At 45.4% G+C, this 20,662-nt stretch carries 19 protein-coding genes; 6 read left to right on the top strand and 13 right to left on the bottom strand.

The window, feature by feature from the left end; genetic code table 11:
• Positions 1-9: 9 nt before the first annotated feature.
• Together DF182_RS15880 and DF182_RS15875 are read right to left on the bottom strand one after the other, a co-directional pair.
• Positions 10-1,416 (bottom strand): radical SAM protein, encoded by a 1,407-nt coding sequence (locus DF182_RS15880; protein ID WP_113616592.1) that lies wholly within the window; start codon positions 1,414-1,416, stop codon positions 10-12.
• The gene (locus tag DF182_RS15875) at positions 1,409-2,191 is read right to left on the bottom strand and encodes a prolipoprotein diacylglyceryl transferase family protein (protein ID WP_245957455.1); all 783 of its coding nucleotides are present in this window, start codon (positions 2,189-2,191) and stop codon (positions 1,409-1,411) included. Before DF182_RS15875 ends, DF182_RS15880 begins: the two co-directional genes overlap by 8 nt.
• A 44-nt stretch (positions 2,192-2,235) precedes the next feature.
• On the opposite strand from DF182_RS15875, the gene DF182_RS15870 reads away from it, so the two are divergent.
• Positions 2,236-2,925, top strand: a complete 690-nt coding sequence (locus tag DF182_RS15870; protein WP_113616590.1) for a peptidoglycan DD-metalloendopeptidase family protein — start codon at positions 2,236-2,238, stop codon at positions 2,923-2,925.
• Between the two features lie 62 nt (positions 2,926-2,987).
• Here DF182_RS15870 and DF182_RS15865 read toward each other — a convergent pair whose 3' ends face one another.
• From DF182_RS15865 to DF182_RS15855, 3 genes are read right to left on the bottom strand one after another with little or no spacing between them, the layout of a single operon-like run.
• Positions 2,988-4,388 carry a RagB/SusD family nutrient uptake outer membrane protein gene (locus DF182_RS15865; protein ID WP_113616588.1) on the bottom strand — a complete coding sequence of 467 codons (1,401 nt, stop codon included), beginning with the start codon at positions 4,386-4,388 and terminating at the stop codon, positions 2,988-2,990.
• A gap of 23 nt (positions 4,389-4,411) precedes the next feature.
• A complete protein-coding gene (locus tag DF182_RS15860) occupies positions 4,412-7,981 on the bottom strand; it encodes a SusC/RagA family TonB-linked outer membrane protein (RefSeq protein WP_113616587.1) in 3,570 nt (1,189 codons plus the stop codon).
• Between the two features lie 26 nt (positions 7,982-8,007).
• A complete protein-coding gene (locus tag DF182_RS15855; protein WP_113616585.1) occupies positions 8,008-9,027 on the bottom strand; it encodes a FecR family protein in 1,020 nt (339 codons plus the stop codon).
• 265 nt (positions 9,028-9,292) lie between these two features.
• Between DF182_RS15855 and DF182_RS15850 the strand changes: the two genes are divergently transcribed.
• Together DF182_RS15850 and DF182_RS15845 are read left to right on the top strand one after the other, a co-directional pair.
• A complete protein-coding gene (locus tag DF182_RS15850; RefSeq protein ID WP_113616584.1) occupies positions 9,293-9,904 on the top strand; it encodes an RNA polymerase sigma factor in 612 nt (203 codons plus the stop codon).
• Between the two features lie 53 nt (positions 9,905-9,957).
• Positions 9,958-10,809, top strand: a complete 852-nt coding sequence (locus tag DF182_RS15845) for an endonuclease/exonuclease/phosphatase family protein (RefSeq protein ID WP_113616582.1) — start codon at positions 9,958-9,960, stop codon at positions 10,807-10,809.
• 181 nt (positions 10,810-10,990) lie between these two features.
• Here DF182_RS15845 and DF182_RS15840 read toward each other — a convergent pair whose 3' ends face one another.
• From DF182_RS15840 to DF182_RS15830, 3 genes are all read right to left on the bottom strand, one after another.
• Entirely contained in the window at positions 10,991-11,746 is a 756-nt protein-coding gene (locus DF182_RS15840; RefSeq protein WP_113616580.1) for a hypothetical protein, read from the bottom strand.
• Positions 11,747-11,894: 148 nt separating this feature from the next.
• Positions 11,895-13,205, bottom strand: a complete 1,311-nt coding sequence (locus tag DF182_RS15835; protein ID WP_113616579.1) for a M20/M25/M40 family metallo-hydrolase — start codon at positions 13,203-13,205, stop codon at positions 11,895-11,897.
• A 195-nt stretch (positions 13,206-13,400) separates the two neighbouring features.
• Positions 13,401-14,291, bottom strand: a complete 891-nt coding sequence (locus DF182_RS15830; RefSeq protein WP_147243447.1) for a hypothetical protein — start codon at positions 14,289-14,291, stop codon at positions 13,401-13,403.
• 93 nt (positions 14,292-14,384) lie between these two features.
• Between DF182_RS15830 and ruvB the strand changes: the two genes are divergently transcribed.
• Positions 14,385-15,413 carry a Holliday junction branch migration DNA helicase RuvB gene (ruvB, locus tag DF182_RS15825; protein ID WP_113616576.1) on the top strand — a complete coding sequence of 343 codons (1,029 nt, stop codon included), beginning with the start codon at positions 14,385-14,387 and terminating at the stop codon, positions 15,411-15,413.
• A 171-nt stretch (positions 15,414-15,584) separates the two neighbouring features.
• Here ruvB and DF182_RS15820 read toward each other — a convergent pair whose 3' ends face one another.
• From DF182_RS15820 to DF182_RS15810, 3 genes are all read right to left on the bottom strand, one after another.
• Positions 15,585-16,286, bottom strand: coding sequence for a response regulator transcription factor (locus tag DF182_RS15820; protein WP_113616919.1), 702 nt, complete (start codon positions 16,284-16,286; stop codon positions 15,585-15,587).
• Between the two features lie 124 nt (positions 16,287-16,410).
• Positions 16,411-17,202, bottom strand: coding sequence for a DUF3108 domain-containing protein (locus DF182_RS15815; protein ID WP_113616574.1), 792 nt, complete (start codon positions 17,200-17,202; stop codon positions 16,411-16,413).
• Between the two features lie 9 nt (positions 17,203-17,211).
• On the bottom strand, positions 17,212-18,180 hold the full coding sequence (locus DF182_RS15810) for a flippase-like domain-containing protein (RefSeq protein WP_262511097.1): 969 nt from the start codon (positions 18,178-18,180) through the stop codon (positions 17,212-17,214).
• Between the two features lie 52 nt (positions 18,181-18,232).
• Between DF182_RS15810 and ruvC the strand changes: the two genes are divergently transcribed.
• A complete protein-coding gene (gene ruvC, locus DF182_RS15805) occupies positions 18,233-18,793 on the top strand; it encodes a crossover junction endodeoxyribonuclease RuvC (protein WP_170148834.1) in 561 nt (186 codons plus the stop codon).
• A gap of 177 nt (positions 18,794-18,970) precedes the next feature.
• Complete coding sequence (locus DF182_RS15800) at positions 18,971-19,669, top strand: response regulator transcription factor (protein WP_113616568.1); 699 nt, start codon at positions 18,971-18,973, stop codon at positions 19,667-19,669.
• 1 nt (position 19,670) lies between these two features.
• Here DF182_RS15800 and DF182_RS15795 read toward each other — a convergent pair whose 3' ends face one another.
• Positions 19,671-20,060, bottom strand: a complete 390-nt coding sequence (locus tag DF182_RS15795; RefSeq protein ID WP_113616566.1) for an HIT family protein — start codon at positions 20,058-20,060, stop codon at positions 19,671-19,673.
• 74 nt (positions 20,061-20,134) lie between these two features.
• A complete protein-coding gene (gene greA, locus DF182_RS15790; RefSeq protein ID WP_113616564.1) occupies positions 20,135-20,608 on the bottom strand; it encodes a transcription elongation factor GreA in 474 nt (157 codons plus the stop codon).
• Positions 20,609-20,662: the final 54 nt, after the last annotated feature.

The raw sequence follows: 20,662 nt of genomic DNA, 5'->3' as shown, positions 1-20,662 counted from the left end.
ATGCAACAATTATAACTGAATAGATTCACGCTCCTGTTGCAGCGTTTTCAGATAAGCTTCTTTGTCATCCCTGTAAAACAGGTTCATCGTTTCGAAAGGAATGATCCTTCCGTCTTTATGTACAATATGTACGCAGGACTTTTTGATTGCCCTTACATCAAAATCATATGCATCAATAAACCGCATGATCACAATCCTGAACAGATTGTTGTAATCCAGCCCCGGCGCCTGTACCTGCGGCAGACAACATAATAAAGACTGCATATCACACACGGCAGCATCAGTGGAAATACCCGTACTGAAAATTTTAAGCACATGCTGATGCAGCTTTTCATCTTGTTCGTATACAATAGTATTTTTACTGTTATTCAGCAGAACAGCCGGATCTACAAAACGGGTCAGCGGAAACACCTTATCCTCTATTTTCAGCGCATAAGCCATGGCCAGCGCATCCGGATTACAAGGTACCGGTATAATATCATGTGCATTAAATACCGGTGACTGTTCGAGGATACGCTGCCGTACTTCCGTGAGTGTGATACGATCAGTAGCCGGATCAAAGTCATCAGCACGGCCTGCCACCTGTACCGGCTGGAAAGTAACTCCTCTTACACATCGCTGTTGCAGGGCATAGTCAATGATTTTGCCCATCTCGTCGTCATTGACGCCGCGCTGTAAGGTGACCACCAGCGTGGTGCTAAGATTTACTTCATTCAGGTTTTCCAGTGCCTGTTTTCTTACATCGGTTAGGTCTTTCCCACGCATCCGTTCCAGAGCTTCCGGCTTGAAGGAATCGAACTGAAGATACACTTCAAAATCGGGCATATAGGTAGCCAGTCTGGCGGTAAATTCTTTGTCCTTTGCAATCCGGACACCATTGGTATTGATCATCAGATGCCTGATGGGCTTACGTTTGGCGATGTCCAGTATTTCAAAAAACTGTGGATGTATGGTGGGCTCCCCGCCACTGAGCTGTATTACGTCAGGCTGTCCTTCGTTGGCCACAATGATGTCCAGCATCTGTTCTATCTCTTCCAGCGTACGATGACGGCCATAATGTGGTGAAGACATCGCGTAACAGGTAGGGCAGGTAAGATTACAACGATCTGTCACCTCTATCACTGAAAGACAGGAATGTTGTTCATGATCCTGACATAGCCCACAATCATATGGACAGCCGTAATGTGTGCGGGTATTGGTTTTCAGCGGTGCTTCCGAAGGCTTGTTATAGTTACGGGTATTTTTATAATAATCAATATCCGTAGCGATGAGCACTTTTTCCCGCCCATGTTCAGGGCAGTTTTTTAACATAAACACCTTGTTATCTTCAAATATAACTTTAGCGTCTACACGCCGTAAACAGGTACTACAGATGCTCACTGTAAAGTCGTAGTAGGTATAATTTTTTTCAGGCATACTGTTTCTGAATTAATCGTGAAGGAGAAAAGATAACCGGTGAATAGTAGATCAGTCCAGCCAGGCAGGCCAGTTGTATAGACCCGAGTCCAAAAGCAAAACGGTAACCGGGCTTGATAAAATCCAGCAGGAAGCGGAACAACAGATAACCGATCATCAGGAGTTTAAAACGACCACCGCTGACGAGCACATAACGCCGGCTCAGGTAGCGAAACAGCTGCCACCACAACAACAGAAAAACGATCTCGTATAGCGCCACCGGATGCCGGTGAAGACCATCACCCAGGTTCATCCCCCAGGGTAAAGAAGTAGGCACACCATACGTTTCTTCATAAATCCCCATGCTGAAACAACCTATCCGCCCGATAATCATAGCCAATATCAGCGGGTAGGTAAAGAGATCACCGGTAGACTGGCGTTCACCAATAATTTTTTTGATTATTTCCACTCCTGCCAACCCACCAAGTAGCCCACCCACGATCGTTTTGTTCTGGTAGATGTAATAAAGCGGATGATCGGCCTGCCATAAGCCCGGAGGGTTCTCCAGGGATCCCAGCAAACGACTGCCCAGCAAGGCTCCGAAAGTAGCGCCTATTAAAGACCAGATACGGTTATCACCCGACACCTGGTCCCCCTGCCGTTTGCGCAAATACAAAAAATACCGGAAACCGATAAACATACCCAGTGTTTCCATAACAGCATGTAATGGAAGATGTAAAGAAGCGATGGAAACATATACAGGATATACCACAGTCCAGCAGATTATTTTATACACAAATTAATATTTATATTTAGATGTACAGTTTAAGCCAGCGAAATATGCTACAGGAGGTATTAAAGAAATATCAATCCACCTTTAAGCCGGTCATAGCTCTGATTCATCCGGATGAGCAGTTATTGGTCATGGACTTTACTGCCAGCAACACTATCCTGACTAAAGCCACTTTGAACAATATCAAAAAGTTCTGCAATTATATTACGCGAACATTGAAGGCCAACAGTTGCCGGCTGGGCATTGGCGGATACAGCGAACACCGGACCATCTACGCCGTTAGTCCTCACTTTGACGCCGGAGAAGAGCCACGCAGACTGCACCTGGGCATAGATGTCTGGGGCGCAGCAGGCACCCCTGTTTTTGCGCCACTGAATGGCCATATTCACAGCTTCCGCTTTAATGATCACTTCGGTGACTACGGCGCTACCATCATCCTACAACATAAGCTGGAGGGATATACTTTCCATACGCTCTATGGACATCTCAGCATCTCCAACCTGCAAGGGCTATACGAAAATATGCCAGTCGTGGCTGGCCAGCAGCTGGGCTACTTCGGCACTCCTGCCGAAAACGGAGGATGGCCACCGCATCTGCATTTCCAGCTTATAGAAGACATGATGAAATTCAGAGGTGATTACCCGGGCGTATGCCGCTTCAGCGAACGGGATAAATATCTTCAAAACTCTCCTGATCCTGATCTTATCTTGCAACTGAACGGCAACACCCACGGATAAAAAAAGGCCGCCGGCAATTACCGGCGACCTGTGGTTCTAATTATGGTGGTTGGTTTTATTTCCTACTTGGAATTTTGCTGCAATGTTTTATTGTAAGCCAGTGCCTTTACAGAAAAAGGCATGATCCACATCAGTGATTCCGGCTTGATGGAATAGGTTCTGGTGCCTTCCACCTTTGTGATGGTAGCCTTGTACTGCGGGTCGTTGTTGAAGCGGCGATAATCCAGATATATCATACCTGTTCCTCTGTATTCACAACGCAGCTCTCTCCGTATCAGGCTGATGGCCTCTTCCGGCGTGTTGGCGGCAACATCTGTATAAGAAGCCGCCAGTATACGTTTGCGACGTACGGTATTCAGCGCGGCCATAGCCTCTCCCATCTTACCCGCACGGGCCAGACACTCCGCTTTAATGTAGTACATCTCCGGTGTGCGGATACCACCCACGTTCACGTTATCATTCCTTCTGTAAGACCAGATCGTTTCTGATGTAGGGCCCAGACTTCTCGGTGCAAAATTGACCAGCAAACGGGCATCTCCCTTATCATACTGCGCAGAATCAGCATAACGCATGGAAGAGGCATAAAAACCCTGCAGCTGCGCAATACTGCCGCCATAATGGAAAATATAATTCTCCGGGTTGGTGAACTCAAACTTCGGCGTATTCACAGACAACGTGGGCTTCTCCAGTACTGCCTTGTTATCATTGTAATAACCAGGATAATCAAACAGAACACTATTTTCAGCCAGTGCTTTATCGGCAAAGCCGGCTGCTTCATCATAATGTTTCATGAACAGGTGTACCCTCGACAGAAAAGCATATCCTGCTCCTTTATTGGCGTAGTAAGCATTTTCAGCAGTCTTTGGCAAGTCCGGCAGCGCTGCATTCACATCCTGCAGGATGAAGTCGTAGATCTTCTGAACAGATACCTGCTCTGGTTTGTCTTCGGCATCGCCGGTAATATTGAAAGGTACAGCCGGATCGCTGGCTGCTGTAGCCGCATCATACATTCTGGCGTAGGAAGTCACCAGATAAAAGTAAAGCATACTTCTTGCCACACGGGCCTGCGCCACCAGCTGGGCCTTTCCGGCAGCAGATCCTTCTATAGCATCCGGGACATTATTCACCAGCGTGTTATAAATGAAAATACCGGCATAAGCTCCATTATAAGCCGCATCATCAATGATCAGCTCAGCCCTGCTTTTGTCTTCCTGCCAGTTAAAATTAATGGTACTCAGGTTTATAGCTACCTGTTGCTGCTGGGGTGTATAAAATTCATTGGCTACCACAGCCTGGTTGGTATAATCAAAAGTATGAGCGCTTTTGCTCTCTACCAGTGGTTTATAGTCTGCCAGCGTTTGCGGGATTTTCTCTCCCTTGGGTACTATCTCCAGGTATTTCTTACAGCTGGCAGCTCCTATCATCAGGCTTCCACCTAAAACAAGTTGCATGATCTTTTTCATATACAAATCTTTTCTGCTGATGATTAAAGTGTGATGTTGAATCCTACGTTATACGTGGGCATGATTGGTAAACTGCGGGATCCGCTTTTGAAGTCCAAAGCTTCGGGATCTATGCCTTCTCCGTTAAAACCAATGTAGAACAGGTTATCTGCCTGAAAACGTATACACGCATCCGTTATCTTTGCTTTCTTAATCCATTGTTTGGGCAGAGAATAACTCAGGGCCAGGTTTCTGGCTTTAATGTAAGCAGCGCTTACTACGTTCTGATCACCATAACGATAATAGGCATCTCTGAAGCTGGATTTCCGCGGATCATACTCCCATGAAATACGGGGCACATTGGTATACAACTCATCTCCGGGCTGTTTCCATACATTATCTGCACCTCCTTTGACAAAACTGGCGGAGTTAGGTAAACCGGTGATGGCACGGGCATCTGTACGCATCACGTTACCAGCATGATACACAAACATGAAGGACAGCTGGAAGTTGCGCCAATTGACATTATTGATCAGGGCGCCGCTGAAAAGAGGTGTCAGCGAACCACTGTACACCGCGATGTCAGGGTTTGTTATCGCTGCATTTACCGCTACACCATCCAGGTTGTACACCATCGGTTCACCATAGTTGTTCAAGCCTGCATAGGGATAACTGTACAGCGCTTTGTAAGGCCTGCCCTGTAAAAAATAATCACCATCTGAGATAAGTGAAGAAGCGGTACCTGGCTTGAGGTCTACACGTGTTACTTTATTTTTGTTGTAAGAGCCATTCAGGGTAATGTCCCAACCGAAATTACGCTGACGAATCACCTGCCCTTTCAGCATCAGCTCAATACCTTTGTTTTCCATCGCACCATTATTCAGGATAGCAGAAGCAAAACCCATGGCCGGATCGATGGTCACGGTAGTCAGCAGGTCATCGCTCTTCTTCTGATAGATATCAACAGAACCTGATATCCTGTCTTTCAGCAAAGCGAAGTCAATACCGAAGTTGGTAGTAGTGGTTCTTTCCCAACGCAGATTAGGATTGGGTGGCGATTTGATGGAGCCAGTCGTGTTATTGGTCAGGGAATTAAGACTATAACTTACGGTCATAAAAGGTCCGGATTCTTTGGCCACATTACCATTGATACCGTAGGAAGCCCGCAGTTTCAGCATATTGAGCCATGCAATGTCTTCCATAAATTTCTCTTTGCTGATAATCCAGCTGGCGCCGGTAGACCATAAAGGTCTGTACTGATAAGCAGGATTGGTACCAAACAGGTTAGACAGGTCGTAACGTGCACTTCCGCTGATCATGTACTTACCATCATAGATATAACTGGCATTACCATAGAAAGAAAAATAACGGTTGATTACTTCTCCCATTGACTGCAGGTCTTTGTAACTATAGAGCCTGCCCTGATGTCTGTTAAGCCCCACCATGCCATTGAGCATTTCAGTGGTATTGTTGAGCGGCACATACTGAAGGGTGAGCGGATCATAGCCGAACATGCCCATGAAGTCACGGTTGTTTTTCACCTCTCTGGTTTCAGAACCAACGATGGCAGCTATTTCATGTTGCGGAGAGATAGTTTTATTAAAATTCAGCTGATTACGGAGCGTATAGGCGCGAAGGTAGTTGCCATAATTACGGAAAGCATTTCCCTGCGGCAGTTTGTATACCACATTCCCTTTTGCATCGAGAGACGTAAAGCTGTTCATTTTATCCCGCATGTAGTAGGAAGCGGCATCCATGAGCTGCTCTGTTTTGCCGGTATTTTTTTCATACTGGAACATGCCTTCATAGGTAAGCCAGGGCCGGATTTTAGCGTTTAATTTACCGTAGGCACGCGTTTTCAGATTACGTGTCCAGGCCAGGTTATAGTTCTGTTCATCAGATACGATTTTATTAGGGGAATACAGGTTGTATTTCGTATAGTCGGCCAGTTCATCCGGCTGCAGTCTGTTACGGAGTGGTAATGGATTACCATTCTGATCGAAGATAGGTTCAAAAGGCTGCTGGTCGTTGATCAGATCTACCAGGCTTATACCATCCGGGCCTGACGCTTTTGAATCGCTGTAGTTCAGGTATACGCCAGCTTCTGCTGTCAGCCATTTATTGACAGAGATGGTATTGCGGAAGTTGAGACCCAGGTTTTTATTGTTATCAGAACGCTGGTATCCCTGTTCGTTCCGGAAAGTGGCAGAGAAGTTAAAAGCATTACCGGCCGTGGCTTTGGAAAGAGACAGGTTGTACTGTTGATTAGCAGAAGGACGCATCAGTTGCAGCAGTTGTTTATTGTATAAGTTCATACTGCGCAGCTCATTCATTTTTTCATCTGCCTGGGCGCGGGTGATTTTTCCTTCCGCCACCTGCAACATGATGTCTACTGCCGGAGTGACAGCACCAGCGTAATTACGCAGACGATTGGCTTCCTGTTGTGGATTGGTTTTATAAGCAGGATCGTTGTCGAAATAGTTATAGGTAAGATCTATCAGTTCACTGGCATTGGCCTTATTCAGGTAAGAGAGATCATATTTCGGTTTTACCGCGAAATCACCGGAGAAGCTGATCCTCGTAGTGCCGGCTTTTGCTTTTTTGGTGGTGATCACAATAACGCCGTTGGCTGCACGCGCACCATAGATAGAAGCTGCTGCAGCATCCTTCAGCACGGTGATATTTTCAATATCTTCCGGGTTGATATTGGGTACATTATCTTTCAGTTTAAAATTAAAGTCGTAGGAAGTATTTTCCACGGGAAAACCATCAATCACATACAAAGGTGCACTGGTGGCCATAAAGGTGCTGTTACCACGAATACTGATATCGCCTTTGTAGCTCACTACACCTGGCAGCGTACCTTCCAGCACCTGCGACAGGCTGGAGATACGACGCTTTTCCAGATCAGCGGATTTAACAGTAGCAAAAGCCCCGGTAGCCCTTTCTTTCGACAGTGTCTGATAACCTGTTATCACTACTTCATCCAGTACTTTGCTGTCCATGATCACGTTCAGGTTAACAGCCGGCCCAAGTACCATCTTCTTACGTTCCATGCCGGCATAGGTAAAAATTAAGGCGGTAGCCTTTACTGGTACTGCGATGATGAAGTAACCATTGTTGTCGGATATAGCCCATTTTTTTCCACCTTCCAGCTGTATGGTTACGCCGGGAAGCGGTGTACCACTCTGTTCTCTCACAGTACCACTGATGGTACGCGTTTCCTCTTCCTCCACACTTCCCTGTACCACGCCAGGAGCAAGGTTCTCCGCCTTATGGTCTTTTTTCTGACGGGAAACAATGGTATAATGGTTTTTATCTACATACAGAAACAACAGGTCAGTAGGATATAATATGCTTTTCAGCACTTCCTCCACCGGCCTGCCTTTCATGGCATCTACATTGACATTGGTAGTCTTGTTTTTCAGTAAAACACCTTCGTACATAAAAGTGGTGCCATAAAGAACAGTTACCCTGTCCAATGCATATTTCACTGGCGTAGGTGCCGGGTATCGGCCGGCGACTGGTTGTTGTGCAAAAACACAGGCACTGGTGAGCAACAGTACACACAGGTACAGGAAGCCATACAGGCTTTGTCTGGTACAAATCCTCATTGATCTTGGTTTTTTATTTACGCTGTTTAATATCCGCGCTGACCGTTATTTTTCAGGAACAGCGTGTCATTGTTCTTCTCAATTTTTACGTTTAGTATGGCTGATAATTCAAACAGTACATTGTTGATATTATTCAGTGATAAAGTACCTTCTATGGTACGGTGGGCAATGGATGTATCTTGCAGCATGATAATGAAACCATAGGTATCCTGCAGGTTATGTATAATCTCGCTGACAGAGGTTTGTTTCAGTTTCATTTTGTTTTCACGCCATGCCAGCGTAGTTCCGGCATCGGCTGTATTTTTCTTTAGCTGGCCATTCGTTTTGTTATACGATGCTTTTTCATCTGGTTGCAGCAACAGCACCTGATGGTGATCTTGTGCAGATACTTTTACTTTTCCCTGCTGAAGAAATACTTCTGTTTTTTCCCTTCGATGTTTTACATTGAAGATGGTGCCTAACACCTCTACACGAACAGCGCCGGCATGAACCGTAAAATGCTGAGCAGTGGCCGTTGTTACAGGTCGCACATCAAATAAAGCTTCTCCTTCAATCCATACCTCCCGCTTTCCGTCTTTCCATGGATGATAACTGAGCGCTGAATGAGCATTCAGGATAACGACAGAAGAATCCGGTAATGTAACACGTACTTGTTGAGCATATCCGCTCTCCACTCTGTTCATTTTAGGAGGCAGCAACTGATACCAGACAGTAACCGCAATTAGCAATGGCAGCAACACAGCAGCTACCATCCAGCGTTTGCGGGTATTGCCTTTCAGCGGCACTACCGGTGTTTCTCCTAACCTGGATTGTATCTGTGCCCACACCGCTGCTTTATCGTCAGCAGCAGGCCTGATCCTTTTCAGACAATAGATGGCTTGTAATGCTTCCACAGCCTGTTCCAGCTCATGCAGGTTGTCTGGCTTGCTGTCACGGTAGGCCATCCAGAATGCTGTCGCTTCCGGTGTGGCATATCTCACCCACTCCCTGAAAAAAATATCTTCCAGGAAATCATCTTTCTTAAATAAATAATAGCGTTGCTTCAATATCAGTTCTTCGTTAGCATCACATAATCATCACAGGAGAGTAAGAAATGACTACCCCATGTTTCATACAGAACACAAGGATTTCACAAAACACCCCACTTTTTTCCAATTTTTTTATAATTTTTTAATTAGAAACTATAGAAGTGCTGATTTCATTGATTTTATATCGATGTATATTTTTCATATTTATTCTTAGTCATATGTAGATAGGACAATCGGGCAAGGCTATACATTTTTTTGTACATTTAGCCACTCAAGTGGGGAGATGGACGTTTTAACAACAGCTGATACAATACTCTGGACAGCATTACAACAAGGCGATGAACAGGCTTTTGCCAATCTCTACGACCGTTACTTTGAACGGCTGTACGAATATGGCATGCGCCTTCATCCCAGCGATGATCAGGTAAAAGATGCTATACAGGAGCTTTTCATCAAACTGTGGACAAACAGGCAAAACCTCAGCACCACCGTAGATCCGCGTCCCTACCTGTTTGTAGCACTCCGCGGCACCATATACAACCGGCTGCGTCCCCGCAAAAACGCTGTGCTGGTGGCTTTCAACCAACAGGAACACGACTTTCTGGCCCACTTCTCTACCGAGCACGCCTATATTAAAAAAGAGCAGCTTCAGGAACAACAACAGCAACTACTACAAGCCCTCAATCAACTCAATGCCCGGCAGAAGGAGATCCTGTACCTTCGTTACTTCGAAGAACTCGACTACGAACAGATCGCCAACATCATGGGCATCTCCGTAAAAGGCGCCTATAAACTCTCTGCCCGCGCACTCAAAAACATGCGCGACATATTGGGCATCTCCACCGCTATCCTGCTTACACTGCTGGCAGAACTGAAAACAACCATCTATCCATAACGGCATAAAAAAGTAAGCTGATTGATTATTTTTACCGGATAAACAGTTACAATATGAGAAACATATGGCTGACAGGCGTATTATGCCTGATCATGGGCGCAGCGGTTGCACAGACACCACTGCAGGTAATGACTTTCAACATCCGGATGAATACTCCGAACGATAGCCTGAATGCGTGGCCTTACCGGAAAGACAAAGTAGCATCGGAAGTATTATTTCATCATGCGGCCATCCTGGGAGTACAGGAAGCACTGTTTGATCAGATGGAAGACCTGCGGCAGTTGCTGCCCGGTTATAAATCTATCGGCACCGGCCGTGAAGATGGTAAAAACAAAGGAGAGTTCTCAGCTATCTTTTACGATACCACCCGCTTACAGTTACTCAAAACACAAACATTCTGGTTATCGGAAACGCCTGCAGTGGCGGGTAGCAAAGGATGGGATGCTGCTATCACCCGTATCGTAACATGGGGTCAGTTCAGAGATAAACAAACGAAAAAAATATTCTATCATTTCAATACCCACTTCGATCATATGGGTAAAGTGGCACGCCGTGAAAGCGCTCGTTTCCTGCTGCAACAGGTACATAACATCGCCGGCACCACAGCTGCCATCATCACCGGCGACTTCAACGCTACGCCTGATGACGAACCAATTCAGGTAGTAATGGACAACAAAAATCCCTTACACTTCACCGACAGCAAAAGCATCAGCCTTACGCCACACTACGGTCCTACCGGCACTTTCAACGGATGGCATTCTGCTGAAGTGGATGATCAGCCCATCGATTATATCTTCCTGAAAGGTAAATTCAAAGTACTGCAACACGCTTCTATCTCCCAGACATGGGGAGGACGTTTTGCTTCCGACCACTTTGCAGTGCTGTCCAGTATTGTACAGCAGTAATAAAACAGGATTAAATAGAAAAAAGAAGGTCAGGACGTTTTCAGGATTTGAATGATGAACGCCAACGGGTGATACCAGCGAAGTAGTTTTTCCGCATCATCTTCGTAGCATCACTTATTCATCATACAGTTTTCCTGAAAGCATCCTGCCTTCACATCAATCATTTAATCACAGAAACGGATTAATCGTGTGTATGCTCTACGCTCATACTATTCTCGAATGAGTTCACCACTTTATTATGCAGATCGTTGTTAACATCTACATTGATCTTAAGTTTTCCACTGGTGAAGGAGCCAGTAAAGTCTCCGATCTGGAGTTTGGTAAGAATCAGGTCCATAGAGATTTTGATCTGACCTTTCCAATCGATGTTTTTGTCGGTAACGACTACATCTTTTGCATCAGCCTTTAATTCGATAACGCCGGAGAGCAGGATTTCCATCGGGATCTTTTTATCACCCCAGGTCAGGAATCCGATCAATCTTACTGCCGGATCCTTTTTATCACCTTCTACTCTGGCATATACTTTCACCTTTTGATAAGTGCCCAACGGAATTCTGAGACCGCCCAGCAAAGCTGGTGTCTGCTTCAGATCTATCTGCCTGTCTGTTTTTAATTTAAATTCTACTTCATCTTTACCACGTTTGGCATCGAAGCGGATTTCACGCAGGCGGGCAGTTGCAGTATCCCAGGTGATGTCAAATCCTCCGGAAGACTTGGCCATGGCGGCATCCCCGGTGATTGCAGATAAACGGCCGGCGGCATCCGGTGTCAACGTATAAGTTGGATTAACCGCAGCGATTTCATAATTGATAGATGTTGAATCCTTCACTTCAGTCTTGGGCGACTGATCAGGACCCGCCATCTCTTTAGAGCATGACGCGAGCATCATTGTTGCAATGCTTACAGCACCGCAGAGTTTTACAATTCCGGTTTTCATATTGATATGGTTTTTAAATGACTACTTGGGGTGTATAGTGGCATAAAAGTAATGAAGAAATCCGAAAAAAGTATAGATACACAATTATTTTAAAAAGAAAATCCGGTTGAGAATTATCTCAACCGGATGAATATATGATTTGCTTTTTTTATTTAGTAAGTGGAGCAATTCGTGTAGGCGTTGACGTTCCATTCACAATAGTTCCGGAACTTACCGCAATCGCCTGAATGATATCGGTGATGTTTTTGATATCCAGTGTTGACACTTCATCTTTTACTGTATGATAAAACTGGTCTTTATCAATTTGTGTGGTGGAGATGGTATGCGCTGGCACACCCAGTTTGGCCAGGTTGGCGTTATCGGAACGATAAAACAGATTCTGCTCCGGATAGGGGTCCGGATAAAAATGGAATGCAGAACCTTCCAGATTACGTTGCAGAATGGTACCGAAGTCTGATTTTTCAAAGCCGGTTATAAAGGCGCTGTTTTTTCCAAATTTGGATTCCTTACCGATCATTTCTATGTTGAACATAGCCACTACTTTTGCAGGATCCATTTTTTTGGAGAAGTAACCGGAACCATAGCCGCCGATTTCTTCTGCGGTGAAAGCCACAAAGATCAGTGTACGGGCAGGATGTTTTTTCTTGAAATAATTAGCCAGCATAATAACAGCGGTAGTACCGGAAGCATCATCATCCGCGCCGTTGGCGATGCTATCGCCGGCTACAGCTGGCAATATGCCCAGGTGATCATAATGCCCGGAATAAATTACATATTCTTCGGGCTTGGTAGCACCTTTGATGATACCTGCTACGTTATTGAATTCACGGGCTTTGATGCTGCGTACCTGTTCTACAGACCAGTTAGCCTGCTCTCCTATCGGTTCTTTTTCCAGTATCATTACCATGTGTTTCGCTGTATGATTGCTGTCTGTCGGCACATCTTTCAGGCTGTTATACAAACGGCCGGCAAAAGAAGCTTCCAGACCGCCCAGGTATCCGGTCAATGAAGGATCAAGCCATACCAGCACATTTTTCTGCAGGGCCTTACGCTGTTCCAACACGGCTCCCAGCTCTTCTGCATTGGCTACATGTACTTCCGTACAGGTGGCAGTATCCTTACTCAGCTGCACATGCAGCGAACTACCAACTGCAATAACAGGCCAGTCTTTCACGGCTCCGTTGATTGTCAGCGTAGTGTTGTTGGTACTGATACCATACTTACTAAAATGTTGCAGGAAAGAAGTCTCTCCAGGCAAAGGCTGCAGCCCAGCCTTTTTAAATTCTTCACTAATAAACGCTGCAGCCCTGTCCGCTGCCGGTGTTCCGGACATACGTCCTTCCATGTTATCAGCGGCAAGCGTGCCAATAATGCGGGCTACTTCCTTTTGTTGTATCTGTTGACTATGAGCGGCAGTCATCATACAGCCGGCAGCCAGTGATAAGATCAGTTTTTTCATGAGCAGTTATAATCGTTTTTTCTGTTGTTCTACATTTGACCGTGGTTGCTTTTGCGGGGCTGTGTAGCGTAGGCAGCCGTAAAGTCTTGTAAGATTACATCAATTTTTTTCAGATTACAATGCTAACATTTTTCCTTCAGGAGATATTAACACCTTTGTAGGATTACAGATTGTTTTATGGATTCTGGTGATGCTTTATTTTTTCGGAACGGCAGACGGTGTAATCTGTTGCCAGGCCCCTCTCCATACCTGCGCATTGAACCGGGCAGTGTCTGTAACGGGCACCTGAGTATCAACAGGCAACAATTGGATATTAGTTGTGCTGGTGCTGACAAAAGGTTGTTTGGTCTGGGGATCTTCTACTTCAAGAATAAGTGTATCCACGAGTTTATCCACCACTCCCTTGTTGCGTAACAGCGTGTATACGCTGGACTCCCTATAAGAGGATCCATCAGGATTGGGGAAGCCGGGAAAGCGGTAGATGCTGACTGTCTCCGGTGTCACCACCTCCACTCTACAGGAATCAAATCCCTGATACCATTGGTAGCCGGCCTCCATTTTAGCGGGGAGGCAGCGGAACAGTTTTTCCATGTCAGCGGTCAATTGTACAGGTATCCGCCATCTCAGGTCTGCAGCCACTTCGGGAGGCAGACTCCATCGTAGCCGTGCCGCCTCCACGATGGCTGTAATACCTTGTGTATTTACAATAGAATCATTATTCCGGACAGTGAGTATGACAGGATGATACAATAATGCCATCTGCGAGGCTGTTTCCGTACTCCACGCATGCCAGGTGGAAGGATCACTGCTGACGAAATGATACTGCCCTGTCTTCAAGCGTGTACTGTCATTGGCATGCAACAGGGTGCAGGCAATGGTGGCTTCATGCTTACTGGTTTGCAGCACTGTCAGCTGATAGATCTTTTCTGTCACCAAATAAGCAGGAGGATTGAATGTGATGGTAATACGATAGAGTAGACGATCACCTCTCCGGAGCTGGGCCTCCAGGGATACCGGTAGCAGGCAACAGTTTAACAAAAAGCCTATACAGGCGATAATAACCATGAATGGGGTACGTTGGCACATGAGGGGGCGTTTTGATAGTTGACAAGGGAAGAAGTAACTTTATTAAGTTACGTAAATCCCCCTGAATTTAATTTGGTATTTTTGACGGGTATTATGTCTAATGAGCCTTTAAGACCAGAAGAAAACAGACTCAGTGCAGCTGAGAAAGAGTTTGAGAACAGCATTCGTCCCCGGGAGATCATTGATTTTTCGGGCCAGGATCAGATCATCGAAAATCTGAAGATATTCATCAAAGCCGCCAAAATGCGCGGGGAAGCACTGGACCACGTGTTGTTCCATGGCCCGCCGGGACTGGGAAAGACCACCCTGTCGCGTATTGTGGCCAATGAGCTGGGCGTGAATATCCGCGAAACCTCCGGGCCGGTGATAGAGAAACCGGGCGACCTGGCAGGCTTGCTGACCAACCTGGAAGAAAAAGATGTACTGTTTATCGATGAAATACACCGGTTAAGTACCGTCGTGGAAGAATACCTGTATTCTGCCATGGAAGACTACCGTATCGATATCATGATAGATTCCGGACCCAGTGCCCGTTCCATTCAGATCAATCTGCATCCGTTTACACTGATCGGCGCTACCACGCGTTCGGGATTGTTGACGGCGCCACTGCTTTCCCGCTTTGGTATCAAGTCGAGGATGGAATACTACAATGCCACCACTTTACAGAAGATCATCTGGCGTGCGGCTGGACTCCTGGGTACTAAAATCACCTCAGATGCTGCCGGAGAAATTGCGCGACGTTCCCGTGGCACTCCCCGTATTGCCAATGGTTTGCTGCGTCGTGTACGTGACTTCGCTATGGTAATTGGCAATGGCGTCATTGATCTTGAAATAGCCCAGCTTAGCCTTAAAGCACTCAACGTAGACGAATACGGTCTCGATGAAATGGACAACCGTATCCTGCAGGTAATCATCGAAAACTTTAAAGGCGGCCCTGTAGGCATCACCACTATTGCCACCGCAGTAGGAGAAGAAGCCGGTACGCTTGAAGAAGTATACGAACCGTTTCTGATACAGGAAGGTTTTATCAAACGTACACCCCGTGGCCGTGAAGTCACAGAAAAAGCCTATCTGCACCTGGGTAAAACACCATTCCGGGGAGGTAGCCAGCTACTATTCTAACTGTGATGGATGTGATAAATACTGATGCTCCTGATGAAGCAGAGATATAAGCGAAAATGAATTCAATATCTTATTGATAAAAACAAAGAACCCATTGATGTAAAATCAATGGGTTCTTTGTTTTTATCTTCACTCCATCAGGAGCATCAGTATTTATCACATCCATCACAGTTACTCCTTTACCACCAAACGGAAACCATTACCGTGTATATTCACGATTTCGATGTTGGAATCCTCTTTCAGGTATTTACGGAGTTTGGCGATATAAACGTCCATGCTACGTCCGTTGAAGTAGGTATCGCTGCCCCATATCTTTTTGAGGGCGAGCTCTCTGGGCAGCAGATCGTTTTTATGTTCACAAAGCATATGCAGCAGCTCGTTCTCTTTGGGAGAGAGGGTATGTGTTTCGCCGTTGTGGGCCAGGGTACGCAGACGGGAGTTGAAGGCATAGGAACCTATCTGGAATTCATGCTGTTCCTCTTCCTTGCTGTTGAGCTCCTGGTTACGTTTCAGGATTGCTTTGATCTTGAGCAGCAACAGCTCACTATCAAATGGTTTGGAGATATAATCATCAGCACCCAGTTTATACCCCTGGATAATGTCTTCCTTCATGGTTTTAGCGGAGAGGAAAAACAGGGGGATATCGGGGTCTACGTCCCGGATTTCTTCCGCCAGTTTAAAGCCGTCCATATTGGGCATCATAATGTCCAGCAGGCAGATATCGAATTTTTCGCGGCGGAAAGCGGCCAGCGCCAGAATGCCATCACGACATAATTCCACATCATAGTCATTGAGTTCCAGGTAGTTTTTAAGTACCATGCCCAGGTTGGTATCATCTTCCGCCAGTAATATCTTCGGTTTACGTTCTTCCATAATCATAAAGGGTTGATTATAACAAATATAAAGTTTTTCTACGGCACGTAAGGTCGTCAAAATTTGCACCGGACTGAACAAAAGAATTGTTAAATCTACTCATTTTCAGCCCGGTAAATATATTTTACCGTTGTTTTAACAGAGAAGTGAAGGAATGCCGAAGATTAGTGTAGTTGACCATGTCTACGATGATATTCCCCACAGAAATAGGGCTTTCTATCCGCAGTGGTACTTTATTGGCATCATCGCTTACCCATACGGTCATTTTTTCTCCGCCTTCGAAGATGGTGCCTTTGATCAGCAGCGGCTTGAATTTGATAGCTCTGAATTTACCGAAGCGGGTATTTACTTCTTCCTTGCCCAGGTAGCGGATGTATATGTTATATACCTGGTCATCGAGGAACATGGCGAAGGGTATTTTATCGCCTTCCTGGGCTTTGCTGAAGTCGATATTGCGGGCGTAGTAGATGGAACTGATCACATCCTGTACACATGGTGGTACAGGAAAGGTCCCATTGGTACTAACGGCCTGGTGAGCAGCCTGATTAAATACTACATTGTTATAAATTTTATATCCTCCTTCGTTGACATTGCGCAGAAATTTCAGGGGCTGCATGGTGGCTGTATCGAGGAAGGTTTCATATTTATCACGCACCTTGAAGATCCAGTCGTAGGCACGGAAGGTACGGCCATCACCGACAATATGGTAAACATCACGGTTGGCGAAACGTTCGAGGTTAACAGTGAATATGGCCTCACCTGCACCAACATACATTTTACCCAGGTTGTACATCACTTTGAAGGTGATACTTTCTCCGGCATTAAAACTGGCATTGCGGATAGAACAGAAGTCATTTTGCGCGTGAGCGGGGGTTATACAGGCGATAGATAACAAGATGAGCAGAAGGTATCTCATTGCTGGAAGCTATTTTTCCTTAAAAATTTTTATTCCTAAGAGCAGCACACTTCCCATCACTGCCGGCAAACACAGGTTGATCAACCAGATGCCCCCCGTGGCTGCTATGATAACGGCTGTATTGGTACTGAGCAGTCCGAGGAAATAGATACTTACTTTTCCACGGATCCCTAATTCTGCGATAGCGATGGTAGGCACCATGGCCATAACCAGATAAATAACGCTATTGAGAAAAAAGGCCTGCCACCACAAAAACTCCAGCCCCAGGGCGTCCAACAAAATCAAATACTGTGCCGAGAAGACCAGATATCGTATGGCTGAAAGCAGCAACAGGTAACGTAAATCAGCGGCAGAATAACGAACGATGATCTGAACAAAAACCTTTGCCTTTCGCAAAAACCGGACTTTTTCAAATACAGCCAGAATAATTTGTAACCGAAAATATAACAATATCGTCAGCACACAAATTACTACGAGGATGCCAAACACGATTTTCTCCCAGAAGTTGGGAGGGAAATATCCGTTTTCCTTTACTACACTGAAGTTGTTCAAATAGTAAAGCATACCTATTAACCCAAAAATAACAGTCACAATGAGCTGACTGAAGCTACCCACAATAGTGGCAGCAATAGCTTTCAGTTTATTGCCGTTTTTGAGATACAGAATGCGTCCACCGTATTCGCCTATACGATTAGGAGTATTGATAGACAGGGAAACACCGGACAGAATGGCACTGAAGGCTCTGCGGAAAGAAATGGGTTCCAATGGTTTGACCAGTTTCTGCCACTTTTTCGCTTCCAGTCCCCAGTTAAAAAACATTAGCAGCAGCACCAGCAATAATCCTATCCATCCCTTTTCCTGTATGGTTTTGGTCATGTGCGTCAACGACTGCTCCAGGTTTTCACGGTGCGTCAGCTGATGATAGATCGAATAAGCCAACCAGGTAAAAAGCCCTGCCCCTAATAAGTAATTGAGAATTATTTTGGTACTTTTGTTCAGATATCAAGATTTGTGCAAAAATATACTGTGGTTGGCAAACAAGGCAAAAATAATTCTCGGCATTGACCCCGGTACCCTGGTGATGGGATATGGACTGATTCGGGTGGAAGGTAAAAAAGCCAGTCTGATAGATATGGACGTTCTGAAATTATCCCGGTTGAAGGACCACTATGAACGCTTACAACTGATTCATTCCCGCGTTAATGAACTAATCCAGGAATACAAACCGACCTGCTTTGCGATTGAAGCACCCTTTTTCGGGAAAAACGTACAGAGTATGCTCAAGCTGGGCAGAGCGCAGGGTGTGGCTATTGCCACCGCCATGCAGGCTGGCCTGACGGTAGCAGAATACTCGCCCAAAAAGGTAAAACAATCCGTTACCGGCAATGGTAATTCCGATAAGGAACAAGTATGGCTGATGCTGCAGCGTATTCTCAGTATCAAAGAACGGCCTGATTACTTCGATGCTACCGATGCCTTGGCTGTAGCGGTTTGTCACTTCTATCAGGAAAGCAATCCGCTCGCAGCCATAAGTAAATCAAAAGGATGGGAACAATTTTTACAAAAACACCCTGAAAGGATTTCACGGTAACGAAAAGCTTATTTCATAAATTCGTAAAATGTAGTTACTTTGTTTGAAAATGTTCATCCTGAATAATGGCTAACCCGGTGATAACCGGAAATTTAGCATCACTATGAAAAATGACCATCATTTGTTAAGCATGAATAGTGCAACAAGCTTTTTTATATTAATCAGCATCAGGCAGATATGAAAGCAAGAATCCTATTGGTGGAAGATGATGAATATATTGGTGCAGTTACAAAGAAGCGGTTGGAAGAAGCGGGCTACGATGTTGTGCACAGTATAGACGGCCAGGCCGCGTGGGAACAGTTTCAGTTACGCACTTTCGATATTTGTTTGCTGGATGTGGTAATGCCCAAAAAAGACGGCCTTACACTGGCGCAACAGATCCGCACTGTCAATGATCATATTCCCATCCTGTTCCTGACTTCCAAAAATGAAAAGGAAGACCGGATCGCCGGACTGCGCACCGGTGCAGATGATTATATCAGTAAACCATTCAGCATGCAGGAACTGATCCTGCGTATTGAAGTATTCCTGAAAAGAACCAGAAGCCAGATTGCCAAAAGAAGTACCACCTTTGCCATCGGGAAACTGATGTTTGACTATGAAGATCTCCGCCTCTACAACGAGTCAGGAGAAATTTCCATTTCACTCACCCAGAAAGAAGCCGAATTACTCAGATACCTGTGCGAAAACCCCAATAAAACACTCAAAAGAGAAGATATTCTTTCGCATGTATGGGGTAAAGACGACTACTTCCTGGGCCGGAGCATGGACGTTTTTGTGACCAAACTCAGAAAACATTTTAAGTCTGATCCGCATGTTAAACTGGAAACACTCCACGGTGTAGGTTTCCGGTTCAATATCCCTGTGAAGTCATAAACTACAGCTGCGCCACTATCTGTTCCTGGATTGCTTTAAACTCCTCCTCTGACAGTTTCAGCTTGCCGCGCGAAAAATTCATGTCATCTACAGAATTGATCGGAATAAGGTGCATATGTGCATGAGGTACTTCAAGGCCTACCACACTCACACCTACCCGGTTACAAGGTACCACCTGCTCTATTGCCTTCGCAATAGGTTTGGCAAATAACAACCACTCCCTCATCAAATCATCAGATACGTCAAAAAACTTGTCCGTTTCCACTTTGGGGATTACCAGCGTATGTCCCTTCATCAAAGGGAAAATATCCAGAAAAGCATAAAAGTGCTCGTTCTCTGCAATCTTGTAGCTGGGTATTTCTCCCCGGATAATTTTTGTGAAGATCGTCATATGTAAAGGTTTAAATAAAAAAGGGGTAGCATCACTGCAACCCCTACAAATATCGTTAAAACCAGCATAAAAGGTTATGCGGTGATACTGTCTATTTTAAACTTGATCACACCATTGGGTGCCTGTACATCTGCCACGTCACCCACCTGTTTACCCAACAACCCTTTTCCGATAGGGGAAGTAACGGAAATCTTACCTGCCTTCAGGTCGGCTTCGGTTTCAGAAACCAGCTGGTAGGTAACCGTTTTCTTGTTGGCCATGTTTGTTATTGTCACTTTGCATAATATGGACACTTTGGATGTATCGATCGCATCTGCACTCACAATACGGGAAGTGGCAATAGCCGATTCCAGCGTTGCTATCTTGGCCTCGTGTAAACCTTGCGCTTCTTTGGCGGCATCATATTCGGCATTTTCCTTCAAGTCCCCCTTCTCACGTGCCTCCGAAATGGCACGTGCTATTTCTGCACGACCCTTGGTTTTGAGAATATTAAGCTCACTCATCATTTGATCCAGGGTTTCTTTCGTAACGTAGTTTATGCCAGACATAACCTGCTTGTTTTTTTATGGTTATAAGAAAAAAAAATCAACGCCTCCATTTGC

The sequence above is a fragment of the Chitinophaga flava genome, assembly GCF_003308995.1.
Lineage (GTDB): Bacteria > Bacteroidota > Bacteroidia > Chitinophagales > Chitinophagaceae > Chitinophaga > Chitinophaga flava.
The sequence above is the reverse complement of the archived record's forward strand: the minus strand, read 5'-3'. Positions and strand labels throughout refer to the sequence as shown.